Genomic DNA, 17,818 nt, shown 5'->3' on the forward strand with positions numbered 1-17,818 from the left:
ACTCGAAATGAAATATTATAAATTTTTGTATATTTCATTAATAAAAATTCTCAAATGAGAAACAAGAAGGTGTAAATATTTCGATTAAAAAAACAACATTAATTATTTCCCTTGCCTTGACGTTCTTCATAATATTGGGAGCCGTTAGTGCAGCGGAATTGAACAATGTTACCAATATAGAAGATTCAAATCTAATTGTTGAAAATCAAAAATTGTCCGTATCCGATTTGGACGAATCAGATTTGGCAATTAGTACAGATGATTTTAAAAACGAAAGCTTGACAAAATCATACGACAACACACTTGAAAGCAGCACTCAAGATCTGCAGACATCAACCGGTAATTCAAGCAATACAACAAAGACAAGTACAAAACTGGTAGTTTATCACCCTCATTATTCAAAAGCAGGAACCATCATTAAGGTTTCATTAAAGGATAATGCAAACAATGCCCTATCCAATAAAAAGTTAACCTTAAGCTATAAAGGCAAAACCTACAAATCCACCACTGAAGAAAATGGATTTGCCTACTTTAAACTTGCTTCATTGAAAGTGGGAACCACAATGTCTGTAACCGCAAAATTTAATGGTGATGCACAATACGCAAAAAAGACAATAAACTCCAAAGTCAAAGTCAAAACATCCGTTGTAGCCAAAAACCTTGCTGAAACATATGGGGATAAAAAGGCATTTATGGCGACCTTTTATAAGGACAACGGCAAATTGACAAACACAACTGTAACATTTAACGTGAACGGTCAAAAATATAAGGTTAAAACAAATTCGTTTGGAGTTGCTAAAATAACAAAAAATTTCAAACCTGGAAAATATACCGCTAAAATAACCAATCCTTATTCAAAAGAGACAGTATCCAAAACCATAACTGTCAAAAAAGCAAATACAAAAATTTCCGGTTCAAAAGCATATGCACTGCCAAAAACCAAAATCAAATATTCTGCTGTTGTGAAAAGTAACCAAGATAAACTGATGAAAAATATTGCCGTTTACTTTACCTACAACAACAAGCAATTGAAAGCCACTACCGATTCAAACGGAAAAGCAACAGTGAAATTGCCTGGACTTTCAAATGGGGTTTACAGAATCAGCTATCAGTATAGAGGAAATAAATTATTCAATGGGGCTTCAGGTTCCCAAAAGGTATACGTTAAAGCTTCAACAGTTACTTTAACTGCGGCTCAATTGAAAATGCAATATAATGACGGATCTGTTTATCAACTGACAGTGAAAGATACCGGTACAGGTAAAACATTAGCCAATAAAACCATAAAATTCACTTTTAATGGAAAAACTACTACTGCTATAACAGATAAGAATGGAATAGCAAAACTGAATATAGGCGATGCAAAACCTAATACTTACACAGTTAAAGCTACTCACTCAAAACTTGGTGCAAAGGATTATAATATACACAACGGAAAAGTTATCATTACCAGACAGACCATAACAGTAAATGCAAATGACCTGGTAATGAAATACAATGACGGTTCCAAGTTCAATGTAAATCTTAAAAACAAGACCGGAGCCAATCTCAATAACGTTACTGTACAATTTTCCTTAAACGGAAAAGCAACAAAAGTAAATACAAATGCCAATGGAATCGCTTCAATTCCGGTTAGCGAAAAAATGGGAGAATACACAGTTGATATTAAAATAGTCAGCGACCTTTACACTTCTCCAACAGTGACAAAACACATTTTGGTCAACGGCACTAAATTTGAAGCAAATGATATTACAGTCTCTCCAAATACACAATCAATATTCCAGGTAAAAGTGACTGACGCTCAAAACAAACCTGTAAGAACAACCGTTAAATTCACATTGAACAAAAAGACACAATCCGTTAAGACAGATGAAAATGGTATTGCAAAACTTACAGTTTCAGGATTGACAAAAGGAGTATACACAGTTACATATACAGATGGATCAACTACAGGCTCTTCAACAATAACCGTTGGAGAAAAGGTAACACTAAAAGATATAATTGCAGCATCACAAAGCGTTAAAAAATACATTGAAGGCAATGAAAAATTGCCGAGCACCGTTAAGATAGGCTCCACAACTTTTTCATTAGCCAACTATTTATATTTAGCATCACAAGCTATCATAAATCTAAAAAACAACAATAAAAATGATATTGATGTCATACAAGTTAATGATCCTGCAAAACCTGAGAAAGCTGCTAATTTAGGTGAATTATACAATTATCTTGCAGTTGCCAAGAATGTTGTAGACATAGCCAAAACAAAAGGAGCAATGCCTGATTCCGTCAATTCCGAACGTGGAGTTATTGGATATGAAGGTTTGGTTTATGCGTTTGCACGTACTGTAGCATTTTATGGAGACAATGGCATAATGCCTAACTATGTAACAATCAAAACATTCTCCTCAACTACTCCTACTAGCAGTCCATTAAATTCAAAGAATACAATTAAAGACTTGAAACCATATCTTAGAGCTACTACAAATTGTCAAGTTGGAAACAGCCAAATAAAATCAATAGTTAATTCATTGACTTCCGGTTTGACAACAGATTTGGCAAAAGCAAGAGCTATCTATAATTATGTACGTGATGCAGTATCCTACAGTTTCTATTATGACACCAGATACGGCGCTGTCGGTACATTAAATGCAAAAACAGGTAACTGTGTTGATCAGGCACATTTATTGATTGCAATGTATAGAACCGCAGGTCTTGCAGCAAGATATGCCCATGGTACATGCGTATTCTCAAGTGGAAGCACATACGGTCACGTATGGGCACAGGTGTTGATAGGTGATACTTGGATTGTAAGTGATGCGACAAGTGTAAGAAATTCATTTGGAAATGTTGTTAATTGGAATAACTACAATTATGCCCTGCACGGGTATTATTCAGGTATTGAATTCTAATTAACTCCTTTTTTATTTTTTTAACTTTATAGACGCGGTGATATGATGGAAAATGACGGAAATATGATAATACCTATTTTAGGTTATATTATTGCATTAATAAGTCCGCTAATTGGTTTGATTTATGGGGCCGCATTGGTTTTTCTAAAAAAAGACGTTGCCCTCTATCAAAAGCACGGCAGATTCATAATATACTTAGCAATTGCAGTATTTATAATATCCCTCATTATAAGATATGCAATTTTAAGTTAAATAGCTAAATTCAATGGTTCTTTTAAATAAGTTTTAATATAAAGCGAATCATTTATTAATTTAAATATACATAAAACAGAAGTATAGTATGCAATTAGATTTTTTGGATGATGATGAATAGGATAATGGAGCAAAACCATGCGGGTTCGAATCCCACCTCACTATCTAAAAAATCCATATAATTGCAAATTTTAAGGTATCATGGCAGAGTGGTCAAATGCGGCAGGTTCAGGGCCTGTGGTTAGTCCTTCGCCGGTTCGAATCCGGCTGATACCATATAACCATCCAAAAGAGAAATATTACAGAAAATATAAATAATGAGTTTGAAGGAAAAATCGTTCAAACTGCATTAATTTTTTAGAGATTATTCAACTCCAACTTTAAATCAAACTTGGCGAATTTAGTTTCATTTAAAAACTTGTTCATGCCTTTGTCTAATTTTCTGGCCATGTCAATTACGACTTCGAGAAACTCGTCAAAGTCCTCCTTTGACCTTGATTCAAGTCCATGAGCCAGGATGGAATTATTCCTTTTTATAGTCATGTTTTTAATTTTTTTCTCATTTTCCACATAATATTTTCCCAAATCATCATTTAATTCATTGAGCAATAGGTAATCCTTAGCAAGGCCTATTCTGATTTTTCCATCCTCTTCTGTCATTTTCAATTCCTCAATGAATTCATCTGATACATTATTGTCTGAAAGTATTGAAACATCAACATCAGAACTTTTAATGTTATATGAAGTTAATCTGATTTGGGCAGCCAATTCCAAAGCACGGTATAATCTAGCTATTGCATCATCATATCTGTACTCTTCAGCTTTTCCTATTGAATTGTTAATCAGGCTTGCAAGAATATAGCAGTTTTTCAGATTTACTGATCTTGAGTTGACAATTGTTCCCAGGGCCTTGAGATTTTTCTTAAGGTCATCTTTTATATCCATGAATTCTCGCTGTTTAATATCCACATTTTTCAAATAATCATATGCCTCTTCAAAGTCCATATTATCCCAAGCATAATATGATTTGCAGAGATTTGAAAATGAATCCTTATGGATATTCAAATCAACAATATAATCCAAAACATCAATACATGTCCTATAACGTTTAGCATTGAAATTATATCTTGTTCTCAATAATGCAAACTTATCATAGATTTTATAGAGGTTTTGATAATTTATAACTTCAGTTCCTGCTGAAACTTCACCTGTTGACCTGTCTCCTCCAACCGAAATCAGGTCCTTTGAGTAGAAAAGTCCGCAACAGGCCATGGCTGCAGACATTGTTTTTGTTCCGGAAGTATAATCCATTATAATTTTGCAGTCCTTATCGTTTTGAAAATCAAATTCCCATATTTTAGATTCAAAAATTTCAAAACATGCACTGAAATCATCAATGGCCTCAATTGGAACTATCTGATAATCCTGCCCCTCTACAAATTCATCCCCCTCATCTTCAAACTGTTCTTCTATATAATTAATGGTCTGTTTAGATTTGCTTGATGCAAAAAATACAACATAATTAGGATAGATTTTAGTTATTGTCGAATATAATTTCTTTGCAAGTAATTTGAAACCAAGTTCTTGGGGATTGGAATTTGTACCTGTCCCTACAATCATGAATAATATAAGTTCTTTCCTTTTCATTTTAATTAATCTCATCTAATCTTTTTTTGAATTCATCGTTTTTATTGCAGCTTGCAATAGCTTTTTTGAGGATATCCCTTTCACCTTCAGTATCTCCCTGTTTTCTATAGATGTCGGCTATTGCCTCATATGCCTTAACGGAGTCAGGCAATGTAAATATGACCTGCTTATACAGGTCAATAGCTTCATCAAATTTACCTTTGCCCTCAAGGTATTTTGCCTCATTCATCAAGTTGGCAATGTTTTTTAGTTTGCTGTCTTCCTTTTTGGTTTTTGTTTTACCTTCAACGTTTTTCAATTTGTCAAAAATGTCTGATGCTTCACCAGCATCAAAGTTTTCTCCAACCTTTCTATCTCCACTCATTCTATCACCTCATGGTAGAATTCCAAGCATTTTCAATGCCATGTAAAATACCAGTATTGAAAATATGACCTTCAATTTCTTTTGAGGTACCCTATGAGCATATTTGGCGCCCAAAGATGCCATAGGCACTGAAAATGCAGCAATCAATGCAAAATTAATAATACTTACATAACCTATAGAGTATGGGAATGTGGACACGCCCCATCCTGAAATCATGTATGATAAAAATCCTCCAACTGCAGTTAGGCTAATGAAAATAGATGAGGTTCCTATTGCCTCGATCATTGAAAAGCCCAGAAGTGCAGTGAGGATAGCTATTAGGAATATTCCTCCGCCAACACCCAAAAGTCCTGATGAAAATCCAACCAGCAAACCAATGATTGCTGAGGTTATCAAATTGAATGGTATTTTTGCTTCTTCCCGTTCCTTGTTGATGTTAATGATATTGTTGACAGTAACGAATAAAAGCAGACATCCAAAAATGATTTCCAAGACCCTTGAAGGGAGTGCGGATGCAACAAAACCTCCCAATGCTCCACCAATTATTCCGAAAATACCCAACCTTATTCCTGGCTTTAGGATATTGTCCATTGTTCTGGTGTGCCTGTAGGCTCCGCTAAGTGATGTTGGAATGATGATTGCCAAACTGGTTCCAAATGATATTAATATGGCCAAATCAGGCTCAACACCAATGTATTTAAGCAAAAAATACTGCAGGGGAACAATCAGAAATCCTCCACCTACACCCAAAAGCCCTGATGCAAAACCTGCACATATGCCAATTAAGATTAAACCTATAAAATATTCAATTGGAAACATAGCATCACTTATTTAAAGTATTAATAATTAAAATATTGTTGATGAAGATTAATAAAACTATCATAATTGGATTAATATGTATTCTGTTCGGAGGGATAATCTTCATTACAGATATTTTCAATCCGATTGTAAGACCGATTACCTATCAATTTCTGATGGGGTCCTCCAAAGGAAAGGACATCATGTTTTTTGGCCTTTTTGGACTGTTCTTAATACTGCCCCAATTAATTGAAAAAGATTTCGATTCTGAAAAATATTTAAAGATATCCATGGTTATCGGTTGGGTTTTGTTAATCCTGGGAATATTGCTTGAAATCATATTCAGACTGCAGATGGGAATAAAGCTCAACACTGTTTTCTGTTGCATGGCTAACGGCATGAGCTCTACAAGCATTTTACATACCCACCTGTTAAAGTCAATTTTAGGGGCAGCCATAACTCAAATAATCGGACCGTTTGTCCAAAACATGAACACCGGCGTTGGCCTGTATTCCTATGTACCAAGTTTCGGTTTTCTTGTAATATTGCTTATACCTATACTGTTTGTAACATTGGTTTTAGCCATCAGAAATCGTCCATGGTTTACAAGCTTATTGATATCCTTCTTTTCAAGCTGCCTGATTATAGGTGCAATTGATGGAGGGCTGTTTGCAACCCCTGCCCTTGTCGGAATTTTTGGACTTTATCTTGTCTACAGAAACGGATTTTACTTGAACTACATACTTTATACTATTTTAGGCGATGAAAAGTCACTTGAAAAAAATGAGGAAATTCAGCCTGTTTACAGGAATCGCGGATTTAAGGAATGGAGATACATATTAAATCGTTTTTTAATTTGGTTTGTGGTAATCGCAATAATACTCTTAAGAATTAGTGTAGGAATTGCGGGTGCAGAGACCGACTGTTACACTGTGGATGTTGTAAATCCGACAGACGACATTGACTTGGGCAACATCAGCGCAATGGTAATCGACAATAGCACCGGTCCAAATAAAATCACATATCACATTGACCACAGATATAATGAAATGGAGCTCATCAACGACTTGAAAGTTCCTCTGATAGATTCGTGCGAGTATTATACCGTTTCATGGAACATCTATTCATATCTCAGCTGATATCATGAGAAAAATCTATTTGTTTTTGCCTATACTGGCCGGAATCATGTTCGGATCAAGCGGAATCTTTGTCCGGACGCTGACACAAAACGGAATCGACCAGACTACACTATTGTTTTTAAGGTTTTCAATAGCGATAATCCCTATTCTAGCGGCAATATTTTTAACAGACAGAAAACTTTTGAAAATAAGCTTATCGGACCTGCCGTTATTTTTGGTTTGTGCAATATGCATCATCGGACTTAACCTGTGCTATAACGAATCCATGAATACTGTTCCCCTTTCTCTGGCTGCAGTATTATTGTCCCTGGCACCTATTTATGTTTTAATCATTGCATATTTCCTGTTTGGAGAAAAAATCACCTCCAAAAAGTTAATCTGCATGGCTTTGGCAATCTTCGGATGCGTGCTGATGACCGGAGTTTTGGAAACTTCATTGAAAAACATTCCAATTTTCGGCATTCTTTCAGGCATCGGTGCGGGATTGTTCTGGGCAGTTTATCTTATGGCCTCCAAAAAATCCATCGAAATGGGAAACCACACATATACAATTCTGCTCTACTCAATAATTTTTATTACAATAGCTTTAATTCCATTTACCGATTTTGGCCAGATTTCAAGTTTTGTTTCAATTAATCCTATGCTGACAATCTTGTTTTTAGTTCTGCATTCAACATTCTCATTTGCATTGCCATATATCCTGTCCACATTGAGCTTAAGCTATATGGACTCCGGAACATCTTCAATACTGCTTTCAGGAGCCGAACCATTTGCGGCACTGATATTCGGACTGATACTTTATGGTGAAATTCCAACAGTACTGATGTTTTTAGGTTTTATCCTGACAGTAACTGCAATGATGCTTTTAACCCGAAAGGAAAGTGTCGATTAAAAAAACTTATTACTTTTTAAAAATATATCATAAAATATGATTTTCAGCATTATCATACCTACATACAACGAGGAGGAATACCTTCCCGTTTTACTGGACAGCATCAAAGAGCAGGATTTTAATGATTATGAAATCATTGTAGCCGATGCCGACTCTGCTGACAGAACCCGTGAAATTGCCGAGGAATACGGGTGCACAGTTGTTGATGGAGGTCTTCCTGCAGTAGGTAGGAATAATGGTGCTAAAGTGGCAACCGGAGAAATTCTGCTGTTTTTGGACTCCGATTTGCAGCTTACAGAAGATTATCTTGCTAATGTATTGTACGAGTTTAGAATGTACAAGCTGGGAATAGCAATCACCCAAATGCTTCCCATGTCAAATAAAATCGAAGATAAACTTTTCCATGACTTTGCAAACTATTTCATGATTGGCGTTGAAAACATAAAGCCCCATGGCGCAGGATGCTATGGAATCATCGCCAAAAGGGAATTGCATGAAAAATGTGGAGGCTTTGATGAGTCATTGACATTCGGAGAGGACACCGACTATATAGAAAGGCTGGCCAAGGAAGAGCCTTTCAGGGTTTTGAGAAATGCAAAAATCGGCGTTTCCACAAGGAGGCTTGAAGAAGAGGGAATAACCACATTAATCCAGCAGTACGGGAAAAGTACAGTGAATGACTTTTTAGGAAAAAGAACCGATGCAGAGGAGTTGAACTATAATTTTGACCATGGCCATGAGAAACTTACAACTTCAAGGTTTTCACAGCTTGAAAAAAGAACCGCACAGCTAAATACCATTAGAGAAACTTATGAAGACTCAGTTGGTAAAATCAGCAATGTGAGACATAAGATAAAGACAAGACACCGTCAAAGACCAAAAAAAGTTGTGTTCTATTGCGTTTGCGGCGAAGGAATGGGCCATGCAATAAGAACCGGAGTTATTGTTGACAGAATCAAGGACAGGTATGATGTCCATATATTCTCCAGCGACAGGGCTTACGAATATTTAAGTTCAAAATTTGATAATGTATATGAAATTGGCGGATTCAATACGGTTTACATTAACAATAAGGTAAACGATTTGAAAACCCTGTCCGATGCATTGAAAAGAAATCCGACCAACATAAAAGTGGGATATGAGAATCTCTATAAAAAAGCAGCCCACCTAAGGCCTAACATCATTATAACTGATTTTGAATTATATGCAACAATGCTTTCAAAGCTAAGGGGAATACCTTTAATCAGCCTAGACAATATGCACATTATTACACAGGCCCAAATCGATTATCCGAAATCTCATATTGGGGAAATGCTTAAGGCAAAGGGAGTCATTAAAACTTACGTTGTAAAACCAAAAATCCATATCATAACCAGCTTTTTCTATCCTAAACTAAGACCTAGAAAACATGCTGTGATTTATCCGCCAATCATACGTGAAGACATTTTAAAATTAGAGCCTAAAAAAGGAGAGCATGTCATCGTTTATCAGACCAGCCGTGAAAGTGGAAGACTAGTGAAAAGACTTAAAGCGCTTAAAAATGAACAGTTTATCGTTTATGGATTCAATAAAAACAAAATAGATGGAAATTTAACCTATAAAAAGTTCAATGAAGATGAATTTTATGATGATCTGGCCTCATCTAAGGCAGTAATCACCAATGGAGGATTCACTTTCATCTCAGAGGCAATTCATCTTAAAAAACCTATTTATTCCGTACCTGCCGTCGGCAACTTCGAACAGACATTGAACGGATTTTACGTGCAAAAGTTAGGCTATGGAGAATACCATGAAAACATGAATGCCAAAAGAGTAGCAAATTTCCTTAAAAGACTTCCAAAATACCAAAAAAGACTTGCAAAAGTTAAAAAGACAAACAATGATGGTATAGTGCGTGAGCTAATCTATAGAATCGAGAAATATTCCCTATGAATTTTGATATTTGAAATCAAAAAAACTATTTTTATAAAATATTTAAAAAAAAGAAATGAAAAACGAGTGTCTATAAAGTTACACCCATTTCCAATTGTTCTGTTAATTCTTTGTACCTGTTACGGATAGTAACTTCAGTTACTCCTGCAATATCTGCAACATCCCTTTGTGTTTTTCTCTCACCGAGCAAAACGGATGCAATGTATAATGCAGCTGCAGCCACACCAGTAGGACCTCTTCCTGAGGTTAAACCTTTTTCCATAGCTTTTTCAATAATTTCAATAGCTTTGGATTGTGCTTCACCAGATAATCCCAGTTCTGAAGCAAATCTTGGAACATAGTCTACAGGAGATGTTGGCGGCAATTTAATATTTAATTCACGGGTCAGGAACCTGTAGGTACGACCCACTTCTTTTTTGGTAACTCTTGATACTTCAGCTATTTCATCTAATGTACGTGGCACGTTACAACGTCTGCATGCTGCATATAATGAAGCTGCAACTACCCCTTCAATACTTCTTCCACGGATGAGCTTGTTTTCCACTGCACTTCTGTATACAACAGATGCAGCTTCCCTTACGCTTCTTGGAAGACCCAATCTTGAGGAGTCACGGTCAAGTTCACTTAACGCAAATGCAAGATTTCTTTCTGTTGCACCGGAAATTCTGATTTTCCTTTGCCATTTTCTTAGTCTGTACCATTGAGCCCTGTTTCTTGCAGGAATATCACGACCGTAAATATCCTTGTTTCTCCAATCAATCATGGTACTTAAACCTTTATCGTGAATGGTGTAAGTAATTGGAGCTCCTACTCTAGTACGTTTGTCTCTTTGTTCGTGGTCGAATGCTCTCCATTCAGGACCCATATCAACAAGATTTTCATCAATGACTAAACCACAGCGTGCACATACAACTTCTGCCCTTTCATAGTCCCCAATCAATTCAGTAGAACCACAATCAGGACATACAGTTTGTTTGTCTTGAGCATATGCTCCTTCCTGTGCTTTTGGTTGTCTTTGTCTTTTACGTACTCTTCTTGGCATTTCTTCTACTTTTTGTGTCGTGGTTTCATCCTCCTTCTTCTAGACTTTTTGGATTTCGGTTTCGATACAAATAGTTTTTCACCACTGTTTTTCGCAATTTCATCTCTATTGGCTGACCTGAACAGCCTAATAGAAATATAGGGCTTTTTTGTTGGCCCGAATACATAGCCGACCTTACCTATTTTATTCTTTTTGCTGTCATAAACAATTGCACCTGGTGAGGGTGTCTTATCAGATCGCGCTATTAATTTTCCAGAGTTTGCCACATGCAAACTTTTTCCTAAAAATTTCATAAAATCAAACTTAAAATCAAATCTGTATCATTTATATAATTAGAAATAGGTTATATATAAACCTATCGATATATTTATATATAAATATTGATTTCTATTTAAATGTTTTTCTATTTGAGCCCGACAATTTCAGCCAGGGTTTTACCATGTGATATGTCTTCGATAATACCTGACTCTTTAATCTTGACAAGCAGTGTCTGGTTCATGACCTGACCAAACACTTCCTTGGGAATCACAACAATACCTGATTCATCGCCAAAGAAAAAGTCGCCCGGATTGATTTTCATATCTTCAACTTCAATAGGTTCATCCAAAGTTCCAAGACCTAAAGGAGATCCTGCATTCGGACAGAAATTGCTTGCAAAAACAGGATAATCCATATAAAGCAGTGCATCCAAATCACGGGCTGAACCGTAAATGACAGTTGCCTTGATTCCATTGTCCCTGGCACAGCTTGATGCAAGTTCACCCCAAATTGCCTTTTCATCACCGTTCACTTTGAAAAATAGAATGTCCCCCTCTTCAGCATTGTCGATAGCCAATGCAGAGGTTCCCCAATCATCGCAATCAGTTTCGGCAGTGAAAATACTTCCCCAAACCTTCTGATTGTTTATAGGTTTAATGGATTGGACGGTTCCTGATCTTTTGAATGCCGCATTGTAGGCATCTGAAATCTGACATGCTGAAACATTTTCGAGCAGAGACTGTAAATTTATAAATTCTGAATAGTTTTTGCCATTGAATCTTAAATCATCAACAGTTACATTTTCCAGATTAATTTTGTCCACATCAATACGCTTATTTAAATTTTTATTCTTATTTAAAACATCTTTTGGACTTAATGACATAACCTCATCACCAATTCTAATTGTATAATACTTTATACCCCATTATTAAAATACTTTCAAATCATATGGCACATTTTATATATTAGTTTATCCAAAATATTAAGTATAGTATTAGAAAAATACTTTACATTATTATATACTCATTGAGAGTTTATTACATATCATTATTATTAATTATTATTAATTTAATCAAAAGACAGGAGAAAAGCTATTATTAAGGAAAAAATAACAGTTAAGAAGTTTTTAAATCATATAAATATCATTAATTAGTTAGAAAATATTAGCATGCCTTAATAGAAACACTCTCTTACAAATGTATTAACTCTTTTTTAGTGTATAAAAGGTCTTTGACCAAAACAAATATAAGTTTATCGTATAATTTATGCACATTTATTTACCTAAAAATATCATTGATTTTTAGATATACATAAATTATCCCGATTAATAAGCTAGGAGGCTTAAAAATGGGAAAAGGTGAAGAATTAACAACAACAAAATATTTAATCCATGCTCAAATTACAGCAAATGGAATTGTTGAAAAACCTGATGTTGTCGGTGCAGTATTTGGACAAACCGAAGGTTTGCTCAGTAACGATTTAGATTTAAGAGAACTTCAACGCACTGGAAGAATTGGAAGAATACAAGTTAATATCCAATCCAACGGCGGAAGGGCTAAAGGTGAAATCGTTATTCCATCCAGTTTAGACAGAGTTGAAACCGCTATACTTGCAGCATCTCTTGAAACCATCAATCGTGTCGGACCATGTGAAGCCGAAATTCAAACTTTAAAAGTTGAAGACGTAAGAGCTGTCAAAAGGGAACAGGTAGTAAACCGTGCTAAAGAGATTTATAAAAACATGGTTGAAAGCGTCGGTCCTGAAAGCATGAAGATGATTGAAGAGGTCAGAGAAGCAATGCGCGTTCATGAAATCTCAGAATATGGTGATGACCGCTTGCCAGCGGGCCCTAGCATTCACACATCAGATGCAATCATTGTTGTAGAAGGACGCAGTGATGTTTTAAACTTACTCAAATATGGAATTAAAAATACCGTAGCTGTAGAAGGAGTTAGCGTTCCCCAATCCATTGGAGAATTAAGTAAAAAAAGAACCACCACAGCATTCGTTGATGGAGACAGAGGTGGAGAACTTATATTAAAAGAACTCCTGCAAATAGGTGACGTTGACTATATTACACGTGCTCCAAAAGGAAAAGAAGTGGAAGACTTGGAAAAAGATGAAGCTTTAATAGCACTCAGAAACAAAGTTCCTACAGCACAGTTCCTTGCAACCAACAATATCTTCAATGAAAATAACGGTAAAAAGGACAACAGAAGATCCGACAGACGTAACAAAAAACAAAAATACTCACAACGTGAGCAACCACGCGTCGAAGAACCTGTAATTGAAGATGATGAAGTAGTCCTAATGAAAGACATGCTAAAAGAATTCGAAGGAACCGGTTGCGGAGCCATTTTGGATGAAGCATTGAATATGACTAAAGAAGTTGAAGTGGAAGACATCTATGAAGAAATTAAAAACATAGAAGGAACCGCAGATACTGTTATCTTTGACGGTGTAATCAGCCAAAGACTTGTTGATGTAGCATCACAAAAAGGAATTAAAAGATTAGTCGCATTTAATTCAGTAAACATAGTTAAAAAACCAAACAATCTTCAATTGATTACTATTGACTAAAATGAGAATCACAAATTCTCATTCATATTTTTTTTAATAAATACATAAAACTAAATAATATAGATTACATATATTATATAGAATTCCAAAATCGGAGGTAAAAAATGAATATCAATTTAGAAAATTATTACAGTACTAGAAAAAGTGTGTTTGAACGATTCCAAGAAGCTAGTACTGCAACTAAGGTACTCATGTCCTTGTTGATGGCATGTTTAACTGGTATAATGGCTCAAATTATTATTCCACTCCCATGGACTCCGGTTCCTATAACTGCACAGACTTTTGCAGTATTATGTTCTGGTTTATTCTTAGGTAAAAAATATGGATGTTTAAGTCAAATCCTATATATTGTCTTAGGTGTTGCATTTATTCCTTGGTTTGGAGGAATGACCGGAGGACTTGAAGTATTCCTCGGATCAACCGGAGGATTCTTAATTGGATTTGTAATTGCATCATACTTTATTGGATTAATTACTGAAAAATATGCTGATGCACGTAACTTTACAAAAATGGCAGCAGTCATCGGAATTGCAAATTTTGCATTGATTTACATTCCTGGACTTGCAGGTCTTGCATTATGGTTCTACCTAACCCAAGGCACAGCACTTGGTATCGTTGACTTGTTGATGATGGGTCTTGTACCGTTTATTGCAGGAGATATTGTAAAAATCTTAGGTGCAGCTTCAGTATCTAAAGCATTTTTACCAAAAGACTAAAAAGGTTTAAAAAACCTTTCTTTTTTTACTTTTTTTGATTTTAATGAAACTTACTTTAAGAGGGCATCACTTATTATGTCTTAAAGGTTTTCAGGGTTACGGCTACAGCGAAGACTTTACCGAAAACATGATAAAAGTCAATGCCCAAAGAAAATCTGAAAACACCACTGTCCATCTTACAAACTCGCCGGACGACATCTGCAGGGCATGTCCAAACCTAAAAGACAATGTCTGTGAAGATGAATTGCACAACAGAAGAATCGTTGAAATGGACAATGAGGTACTGAAAAAAATTGATCCCTCAAAAGAGTATAATTCGGTTGAACTGTTTGAAAAAATCGATGACATTTTCAATTCCAGGGAAAGTGTATCTGAAATCTGTTTTAATTGTATGTGGCATGAAAAATGCCTATTTTATCAAAAGTTATCAAATAACCGATAGCTTTAAATACTAAATAAATTATACATTATATTGTTGTATATGTACAACAAAACATAGTCCCGTGGGGTAGTGGTAATCCTTCTAGGCTTTGGACCCGGAGACGGCGGTTCGACTCCGCTCGGGACTATTATTAACTAACTATTTTTATTGATATTTTATGGAAAAGCTATTACTTATTGGAATTGATACAAGAAGTATGCTTAATAGCGCATTGAAACTTGATTATGAAATTTATTCAACCAGCTACTTTTCAACATCAGACACTCCACAGATTAAAAACCAGAAAATTATCCTGAATGAAAGCGACGGCGAAAGCTGCGGAATTTTTGAAGATCAGTTTAACAGCCAGACCATTTTGGAAATATCAAAGGACTACATTGATGAAGTCGACCATATCATCCCAATATCCGGAGTTTCACCTACTGACTTTTCAAAAAAAGATCAAAAAAAGATTTTGGGCACCGTCAATGTAGGAAATATTGAGGACAAATACAAATTCTACAAAGAAATTAAAGATGATTTTTTAACCCCTCTGACTTTTAGTGTAAGTGATATAGATGAAGCGTTTGAAATAAATAAAAATTATGATGATACTCAATTTATTTTAAAACCCCTTAAAGGAAGTGGAGGGTATGATATTAATCTTTTAGAAAATAATAGCAATATTCAATTAAATGATGGGGAATTTATTTTGCAGGAATATGTTGATGGGATAAACTTAAGCTCATCAGTACTTGCAACAGAAAATGATGCAAGAACCGTCATTAACACCAGACTCCTGACAGAACATGACTTTGGAAAAGACAGTTTCATATATATCGGCAACATCTTGCCTTTAACTTCCGATTCCATAATGGCGGATGTCAATGATATCGGCAAGATAAATGAAACCATGGCCGACACCAGTGAAAATTTAGCCCGCAGATTCAATCTGATGGGTTCAAACGGCATTGACTATATCCTGAATGAAAAGGGACTATATGTAATTGAAATCAATCCACGTCTTCAGGGCACATTCGAATGTGTGGAAATGTCACTTGGAATAAACATGCTGGATGCACACATCAGGGCATGCGCTGGAGAGATGATTGAAATACCTCAGCCGAAATACTATGCCTATAAAAAGATTATATATTCACCTGCAAGGATGAAATATCAAAAAATAGATTTGGACAATATCTACGACCTGCCACACATCGGGTCAATTACCGAAAAGTCAGAACCTCTTCTAACAATAATCGATAAAGATAATGATTTTAAAAAATTATGCGAAAAAATAGAATCAGCCAGTGAAACCGTAAATAGCGAAGTTAGAAAACACCGAGTAAGTGAACAATAAATAATATTACTCCAATTGTTATCATAAAAGTAGTTGCAATCATTGCATAAGTTATCCACCTGAATACGCGTGCCTTATTATCAGGGTCTTTCATAAATTGGTCAATTGGATTTCTTTTCATTTTTGCACCTTTTTCTGTAAATTTCTAGAAATAAAATTTTTTACAGTAACTTAATAATAAAAGCTTATTTTAAAAATAAACAACTAATAAATCTCAAAATTAAAAAAATAATAAAAATAGAAGAAAATGAGAAGTTTTGAGAAAAACTCAAGCTTCTGCATTTTGAGCTGCTTCAGCAGCAGCTGCAGCCTTTTCATTTTTCTCAATTGTAGACCTAATCATTTTCAATCTAACGAAGTTTTCCCTTTCCATTTCTTGGAGTCTCATATCAATATACTTTTCAGTATTTTGGAATCTTGGAATCATAATATGTTCCAAAGCATTAACTCTACGTTTAGTAGCTTCGATTTCTTCAGCGAGGAGGAAAATTGTTTTTTCCACTTCACCCAGCTCGATTAAATACTTGATAGATTCCTCATATTTCTTAGCAGCTTCGTCTAATTGAATTGTAGTATCTGAGAATCCGTAACCCCTATCAATAATGGATCTTTTTTCCATTTTGACATCAGTTACCGGTACTGATACTCCCATAACGCTTCTTGAAGTAATATCAACATCAACAGATTCTTTTACAGATAATGCTGCTTTTCTAACAGCCAAATCACCCATTGCAATTTGAGCTTCAAGTAATGCATCGTTTGCTTCTTTTAGACTTTGTTCTGCGTTTTCACGAATACCTTTGACACGATCCAAGATATCAAAAAACTCTTTAATTAAAGCATCCCTTTTCTCTTTAAGCAAACCGTGCCCTTTTACAGCCAGTTTTGTCCTATTTTTAAGGGACAACAATTCCATACGAGTTGGATTAATTCCATCAATAATATCTTGTGCCATTTAATCACCTACATTACTGTAATGAGATTAGTCATCTTTTGGAAGGTATTGTTCAACAAACTCTTCTTTAACCCTTTTGAGTTCTGCTTTAGGTAAGATTTTAAGTAAACTCCAACCAAGATCTAAAGTTTCGAAGATTGTTCTGTCTTCATCTTTACTTTGGGTAATGAATTGGTCTTCAAATGCTTGAGCAAATTCTAAGAACTTTTGATCCCTTTCAGTAAGTGCTTCTTCACCTACAACCGCTACTAAGTCTCTTAATTCACGACCTTCAGCGTAAGCGGAATAAAGTTGGTCAGATACACCACTGTGGTCATCCCTAGTTTTGTCTCCACCGATACCACCACTCATCAAACGAGAAAGTGAAGGAAGTACGTCTACAGGAGGGTAAATACCTTTCCTTGAGATTTCCCTACTTAATACGATTTGTCCTTCGGTAATATAACCGGTTAAATCAGGAATTGGGTGAGTAATATCGTCTTGAGGCATAACTAAGATAGGCATTTGAGTAATGGAACCTTCTTTACCATCAATACGTCCTGCTCTTTCATAG

General features: G+C 35.4%; 17 protein-coding genes, 2 tRNA genes and 1 pseudogene. 11 read left to right on the top strand and 9 right to left on the bottom strand.

Annotation, left to right across the window (positions count from 1 at the left end; all coding sequences use genetic code 11):
• Window positions 1–116: 116 nt before the first annotated feature.
• The 3 genes from QZU83_RS03675 to QZU83_RS03685 all read left to right on the top strand — a co-directional run bounded on the left by QZU83_RS03675 (window position 117) and on the right by QZU83_RS03685 (window position 3,437).
• A complete protein-coding gene (locus tag QZU83_RS03675) occupies window positions 117–2,909 on the top strand; it encodes a transglutaminase domain-containing protein (RefSeq protein WP_295609757.1) in 2,793 nt (930 codons plus the stop codon).
• A gap of 42 nt (window positions 2,910–2,951) precedes the next feature.
• Complete coding sequence (locus QZU83_RS03680; protein WP_295609759.1) at window positions 2,952–3,161, top strand: hypothetical protein; 210 nt, start codon at window positions 2,952–2,954, stop codon at window positions 3,159–3,161.
• 195 nt (window positions 3,162–3,356) lie between these two features.
• A tRNA-Leu gene (locus QZU83_RS03685) sits at window positions 3,357–3,437 on the top strand.
• A gap of 81 nt (window positions 3,438–3,518) precedes the next feature.
• Here the strand turns inward: QZU83_RS03685 and QZU83_RS03690 are convergent.
• Genes QZU83_RS03690 through QZU83_RS03700 form a run of 3 tightly spaced genes read right to left on the bottom strand, consistent with a single transcriptional unit; the run spans window position 3,519 to window position 5,991 of the window.
• The gene (locus QZU83_RS03690; RefSeq protein ID WP_295609761.1) at window positions 3,519–4,808 is read right to left on the bottom strand and encodes a TIGR02710 family CRISPR-associated CARF protein; all 1,290 of its coding nucleotides are present in this window, start codon (window positions 4,806–4,808) and stop codon (window positions 3,519–3,521) included.
• A gap of 1 nt (window position 4,809) precedes the next feature.
• Complete coding sequence (locus tag QZU83_RS03695) at window positions 4,810–5,172, bottom strand: lipopolysaccharide assembly protein LapB (RefSeq protein WP_295609762.1); 363 nt, start codon at window positions 5,170–5,172, stop codon at window positions 4,810–4,812.
• Window positions 5,173–5,181: 9 nt separating this feature from the next.
• Window positions 5,182–5,991, bottom strand: a complete 810-nt coding sequence (locus QZU83_RS03700; RefSeq protein WP_295609764.1) for a sulfite exporter TauE/SafE family protein — start codon at window positions 5,989–5,991, stop codon at window positions 5,182–5,184.
• A gap of 41 nt (window positions 5,992–6,032) precedes the next feature.
• Between QZU83_RS03700 and QZU83_RS03705 the strand changes: the two genes are divergently transcribed.
• The 3 genes from QZU83_RS03705 to QZU83_RS03715 are packed head-to-tail and all read left to right on the top strand — an operon-like array spanning window position 6,033 to window position 9,933.
• Window positions 6,033–7,109 carry a hypothetical protein gene (locus QZU83_RS03705; RefSeq protein ID WP_295609766.1) on the top strand — a complete coding sequence of 359 codons (1,077 nt, stop codon included), beginning with the start codon at window positions 6,033–6,035 and terminating at the stop codon, window positions 7,107–7,109.
• A gap of 4 nt (window positions 7,110–7,113) precedes the next feature.
• The gene (locus QZU83_RS03710; protein ID WP_295609767.1) at window positions 7,114–8,001 is read left to right on the top strand and encodes a DMT family transporter; all 888 of its coding nucleotides are present in this window, start codon (window positions 7,114–7,116) and stop codon (window positions 7,999–8,001) included.
• A gap of 36 nt (window positions 8,002–8,037) precedes the next feature.
• Window positions 8,038–9,933 carry an MJ1255/VC2487 family glycosyltransferase gene (locus QZU83_RS03715; RefSeq protein ID WP_295609768.1) on the top strand — a complete coding sequence of 632 codons (1,896 nt, stop codon included), beginning with the start codon at window positions 8,038–8,040 and terminating at the stop codon, window positions 9,931–9,933.
• Between the two features lie 70 nt (window positions 9,934–10,003).
• Here the strand turns inward: QZU83_RS03715 and QZU83_RS03720 are convergent, their stop codons facing one another.
• From QZU83_RS03720 to QZU83_RS03730, 3 genes are all read right to left on the bottom strand, one after another.
• A complete protein-coding gene (locus QZU83_RS03720; RefSeq protein WP_295609770.1) occupies window positions 10,004–10,975 on the bottom strand; it encodes a transcription initiation factor IIB in 972 nt (323 codons plus the stop codon).
• 5 nt (window positions 10,976–10,980) lie between these two features.
• Window positions 10,981–11,268 carry a Gar1/Naf1 family protein gene (locus QZU83_RS03725; RefSeq protein ID WP_295609772.1) on the bottom strand — a complete coding sequence of 96 codons (288 nt, stop codon included), beginning with the start codon at window positions 11,266–11,268 and terminating at the stop codon, window positions 10,981–10,983.
• A gap of 110 nt (window positions 11,269–11,378) precedes the next feature.
• On the bottom strand, window positions 11,379–12,116 hold the full coding sequence (locus QZU83_RS03730) for an RraA family protein (protein WP_295609774.1): 738 nt from the start codon (window positions 12,114–12,116) through the stop codon (window positions 11,379–11,381).
• 464 nt (window positions 12,117–12,580) lie between these two features.
• Here QZU83_RS03730 and dnaG point away from each other — a divergent pair, with 464 nt between their 5' ends.
• The 5 genes from dnaG to QZU83_RS03755 all read left to right on the top strand — a co-directional run bounded on the left by dnaG (window position 12,581) and on the right by QZU83_RS03755 (window position 16,310).
• Window positions 12,581–13,813: a DNA primase DnaG gene (dnaG, locus tag QZU83_RS03735; RefSeq protein WP_295609775.1), complete on the top strand. Its 1,233-nt coding sequence runs from the start codon at window positions 12,581–12,583 to the stop codon at window positions 13,811–13,813.
• A gap of 110 nt (window positions 13,814–13,923) precedes the next feature.
• On the top strand, window positions 13,924–14,529 hold the full coding sequence (locus tag QZU83_RS03740; RefSeq protein WP_295609786.1) for a biotin transporter BioY: 606 nt from the start codon (window positions 13,924–13,926) through the stop codon (window positions 14,527–14,529).
• A gap of 43 nt (window positions 14,530–14,572) precedes the next feature.
• Window positions 14,573–14,971, top strand: coding sequence for a DUF1284 domain-containing protein (locus QZU83_RS03745; protein WP_295609777.1), 399 nt, complete (start codon window positions 14,573–14,575; stop codon window positions 14,969–14,971).
• A gap of 55 nt (window positions 14,972–15,026) precedes the next feature.
• Window positions 15,027–15,098 (top strand) — tRNA-Gln (locus tag QZU83_RS03750).
• Window positions 15,099–15,128: 30 nt separating this feature from the next.
• Complete coding sequence (locus QZU83_RS03755; protein WP_295609779.1) at window positions 15,129–16,310, top strand: ATP-grasp domain-containing protein; 1,182 nt, start codon at window positions 15,129–15,131, stop codon at window positions 16,308–16,310.
• Here the strand turns inward: QZU83_RS03755 and QZU83_RS03760 are convergent.
• The 3 genes and pseudogenes from QZU83_RS03760 to QZU83_RS03770 form a co-directional block, all read right to left on the bottom strand.
• On the bottom strand, window positions 16,282–16,431 hold the full coding sequence (locus QZU83_RS03760; protein WP_295609781.1) for a hypothetical protein: 150 nt from the start codon (window positions 16,429–16,431) through the stop codon (window positions 16,282–16,284). The two genes, QZU83_RS03755 and QZU83_RS03760, sit on opposite strands and share 29 nt — an antisense overlap.
• Before the next feature lie 147 nt (window positions 16,432–16,578).
• Entirely contained in the window at window positions 16,579–17,265 is a 687-nt protein-coding gene (locus QZU83_RS03765) for a V-type ATP synthase subunit D (protein ID WP_295609783.1), read from the bottom strand.
• A 27-nt stretch (window positions 17,266–17,292) separates the two neighbouring features.
• Window positions 17,293–17,818 (bottom strand): annotated as a pseudogene (locus tag QZU83_RS03770) (V-type ATP synthase subunit B); the annotation flags it as partial.

Origin of the sequence: uncultured Methanobrevibacter sp. (genome assembly GCF_902771435.1) — an archaeon.
Lineage (GTDB): Archaea > Methanobacteriota > Methanobacteria > Methanobacteriales > Methanobacteriaceae > Methanocatella.

Bases quoted from the DNA above. Each gene is read 5' to 3' on its own strand.
- QZU83_RS03680 (WP_295609759.1), top strand. From the start codon at position 2,952: ATGATGGAAAATGACGGAAATATGATAATACCTATTTTAGGTTATATT.
- QZU83_RS03690 (WP_295609761.1), bottom strand. From the start codon at position 4,808: ATGAAAAGGAAAGAACTTATATTATTCATGATTGTAGGGACAGGTACA.
- QZU83_RS03695 (WP_295609762.1), bottom strand. From the start codon at position 5,172: ATGAGTGGAGATAGAAAGGTTGGAGAAAACTTTGATGCTGGTGAAGCA.
- QZU83_RS03700 (WP_295609764.1), bottom strand. From the start codon at position 5,991: ATGTTTCCAATTGAATATTTTATAGGTTTAATCTTAATTGGCATATGT.
- QZU83_RS03705 (WP_295609766.1), top strand. From the start codon at position 6,033: ATGAAGATTAATAAAACTATCATAATTGGATTAATATGTATTCTGTTC.
- QZU83_RS03710 (WP_295609767.1), top strand. From the start codon at position 7,114: ATGAGAAAAATCTATTTGTTTTTGCCTATACTGGCCGGAATCATGTTC.
- QZU83_RS03715 (WP_295609768.1), top strand. From the start codon at position 8,038: ATGATTTTCAGCATTATCATACCTACATACAACGAGGAGGAATACCTT.
- QZU83_RS03720 (WP_295609770.1), bottom strand. From the start codon at position 10,975: ATGCCAAGAAGAGTACGTAAAAGACAAAGACAACCAAAAGCACAGGAA.
- QZU83_RS03725 (WP_295609772.1), bottom strand. From the start codon at position 11,268: ATGAAATTTTTAGGAAAAAGTTTGCATGTGGCAAACTCTGGAAAATTA.
- QZU83_RS03730 (WP_295609774.1), bottom strand. From the start codon at position 12,116: ATGTCATTAAGTCCAAAAGATGTTTTAAATAAGAATAAAAATTTAAAT.
- dnaG (WP_295609775.1), top strand. From the start codon at position 12,581: ATGGGAAAAGGTGAAGAATTAACAACAACAAAATATTTAATCCATGCT.
- QZU83_RS03745 (WP_295609777.1), top strand. From the start codon at position 14,573: ATGAAACTTACTTTAAGAGGGCATCACTTATTATGTCTTAAAGGTTTT.
- QZU83_RS03755 (WP_295609779.1), top strand. From the start codon at position 15,129: ATGGAAAAGCTATTACTTATTGGAATTGATACAAGAAGTATGCTTAAT.
- QZU83_RS03760 (WP_295609781.1), bottom strand. From the start codon at position 16,431: ATGAAAAGAAATCCAATTGACCAATTTATGAAAGACCCTGATAATAAG.
- QZU83_RS03765 (WP_295609783.1), bottom strand. From the start codon at position 17,265: ATGGCACAAGATATTATTGATGGAATTAATCCAACTCGTATGGAATTG.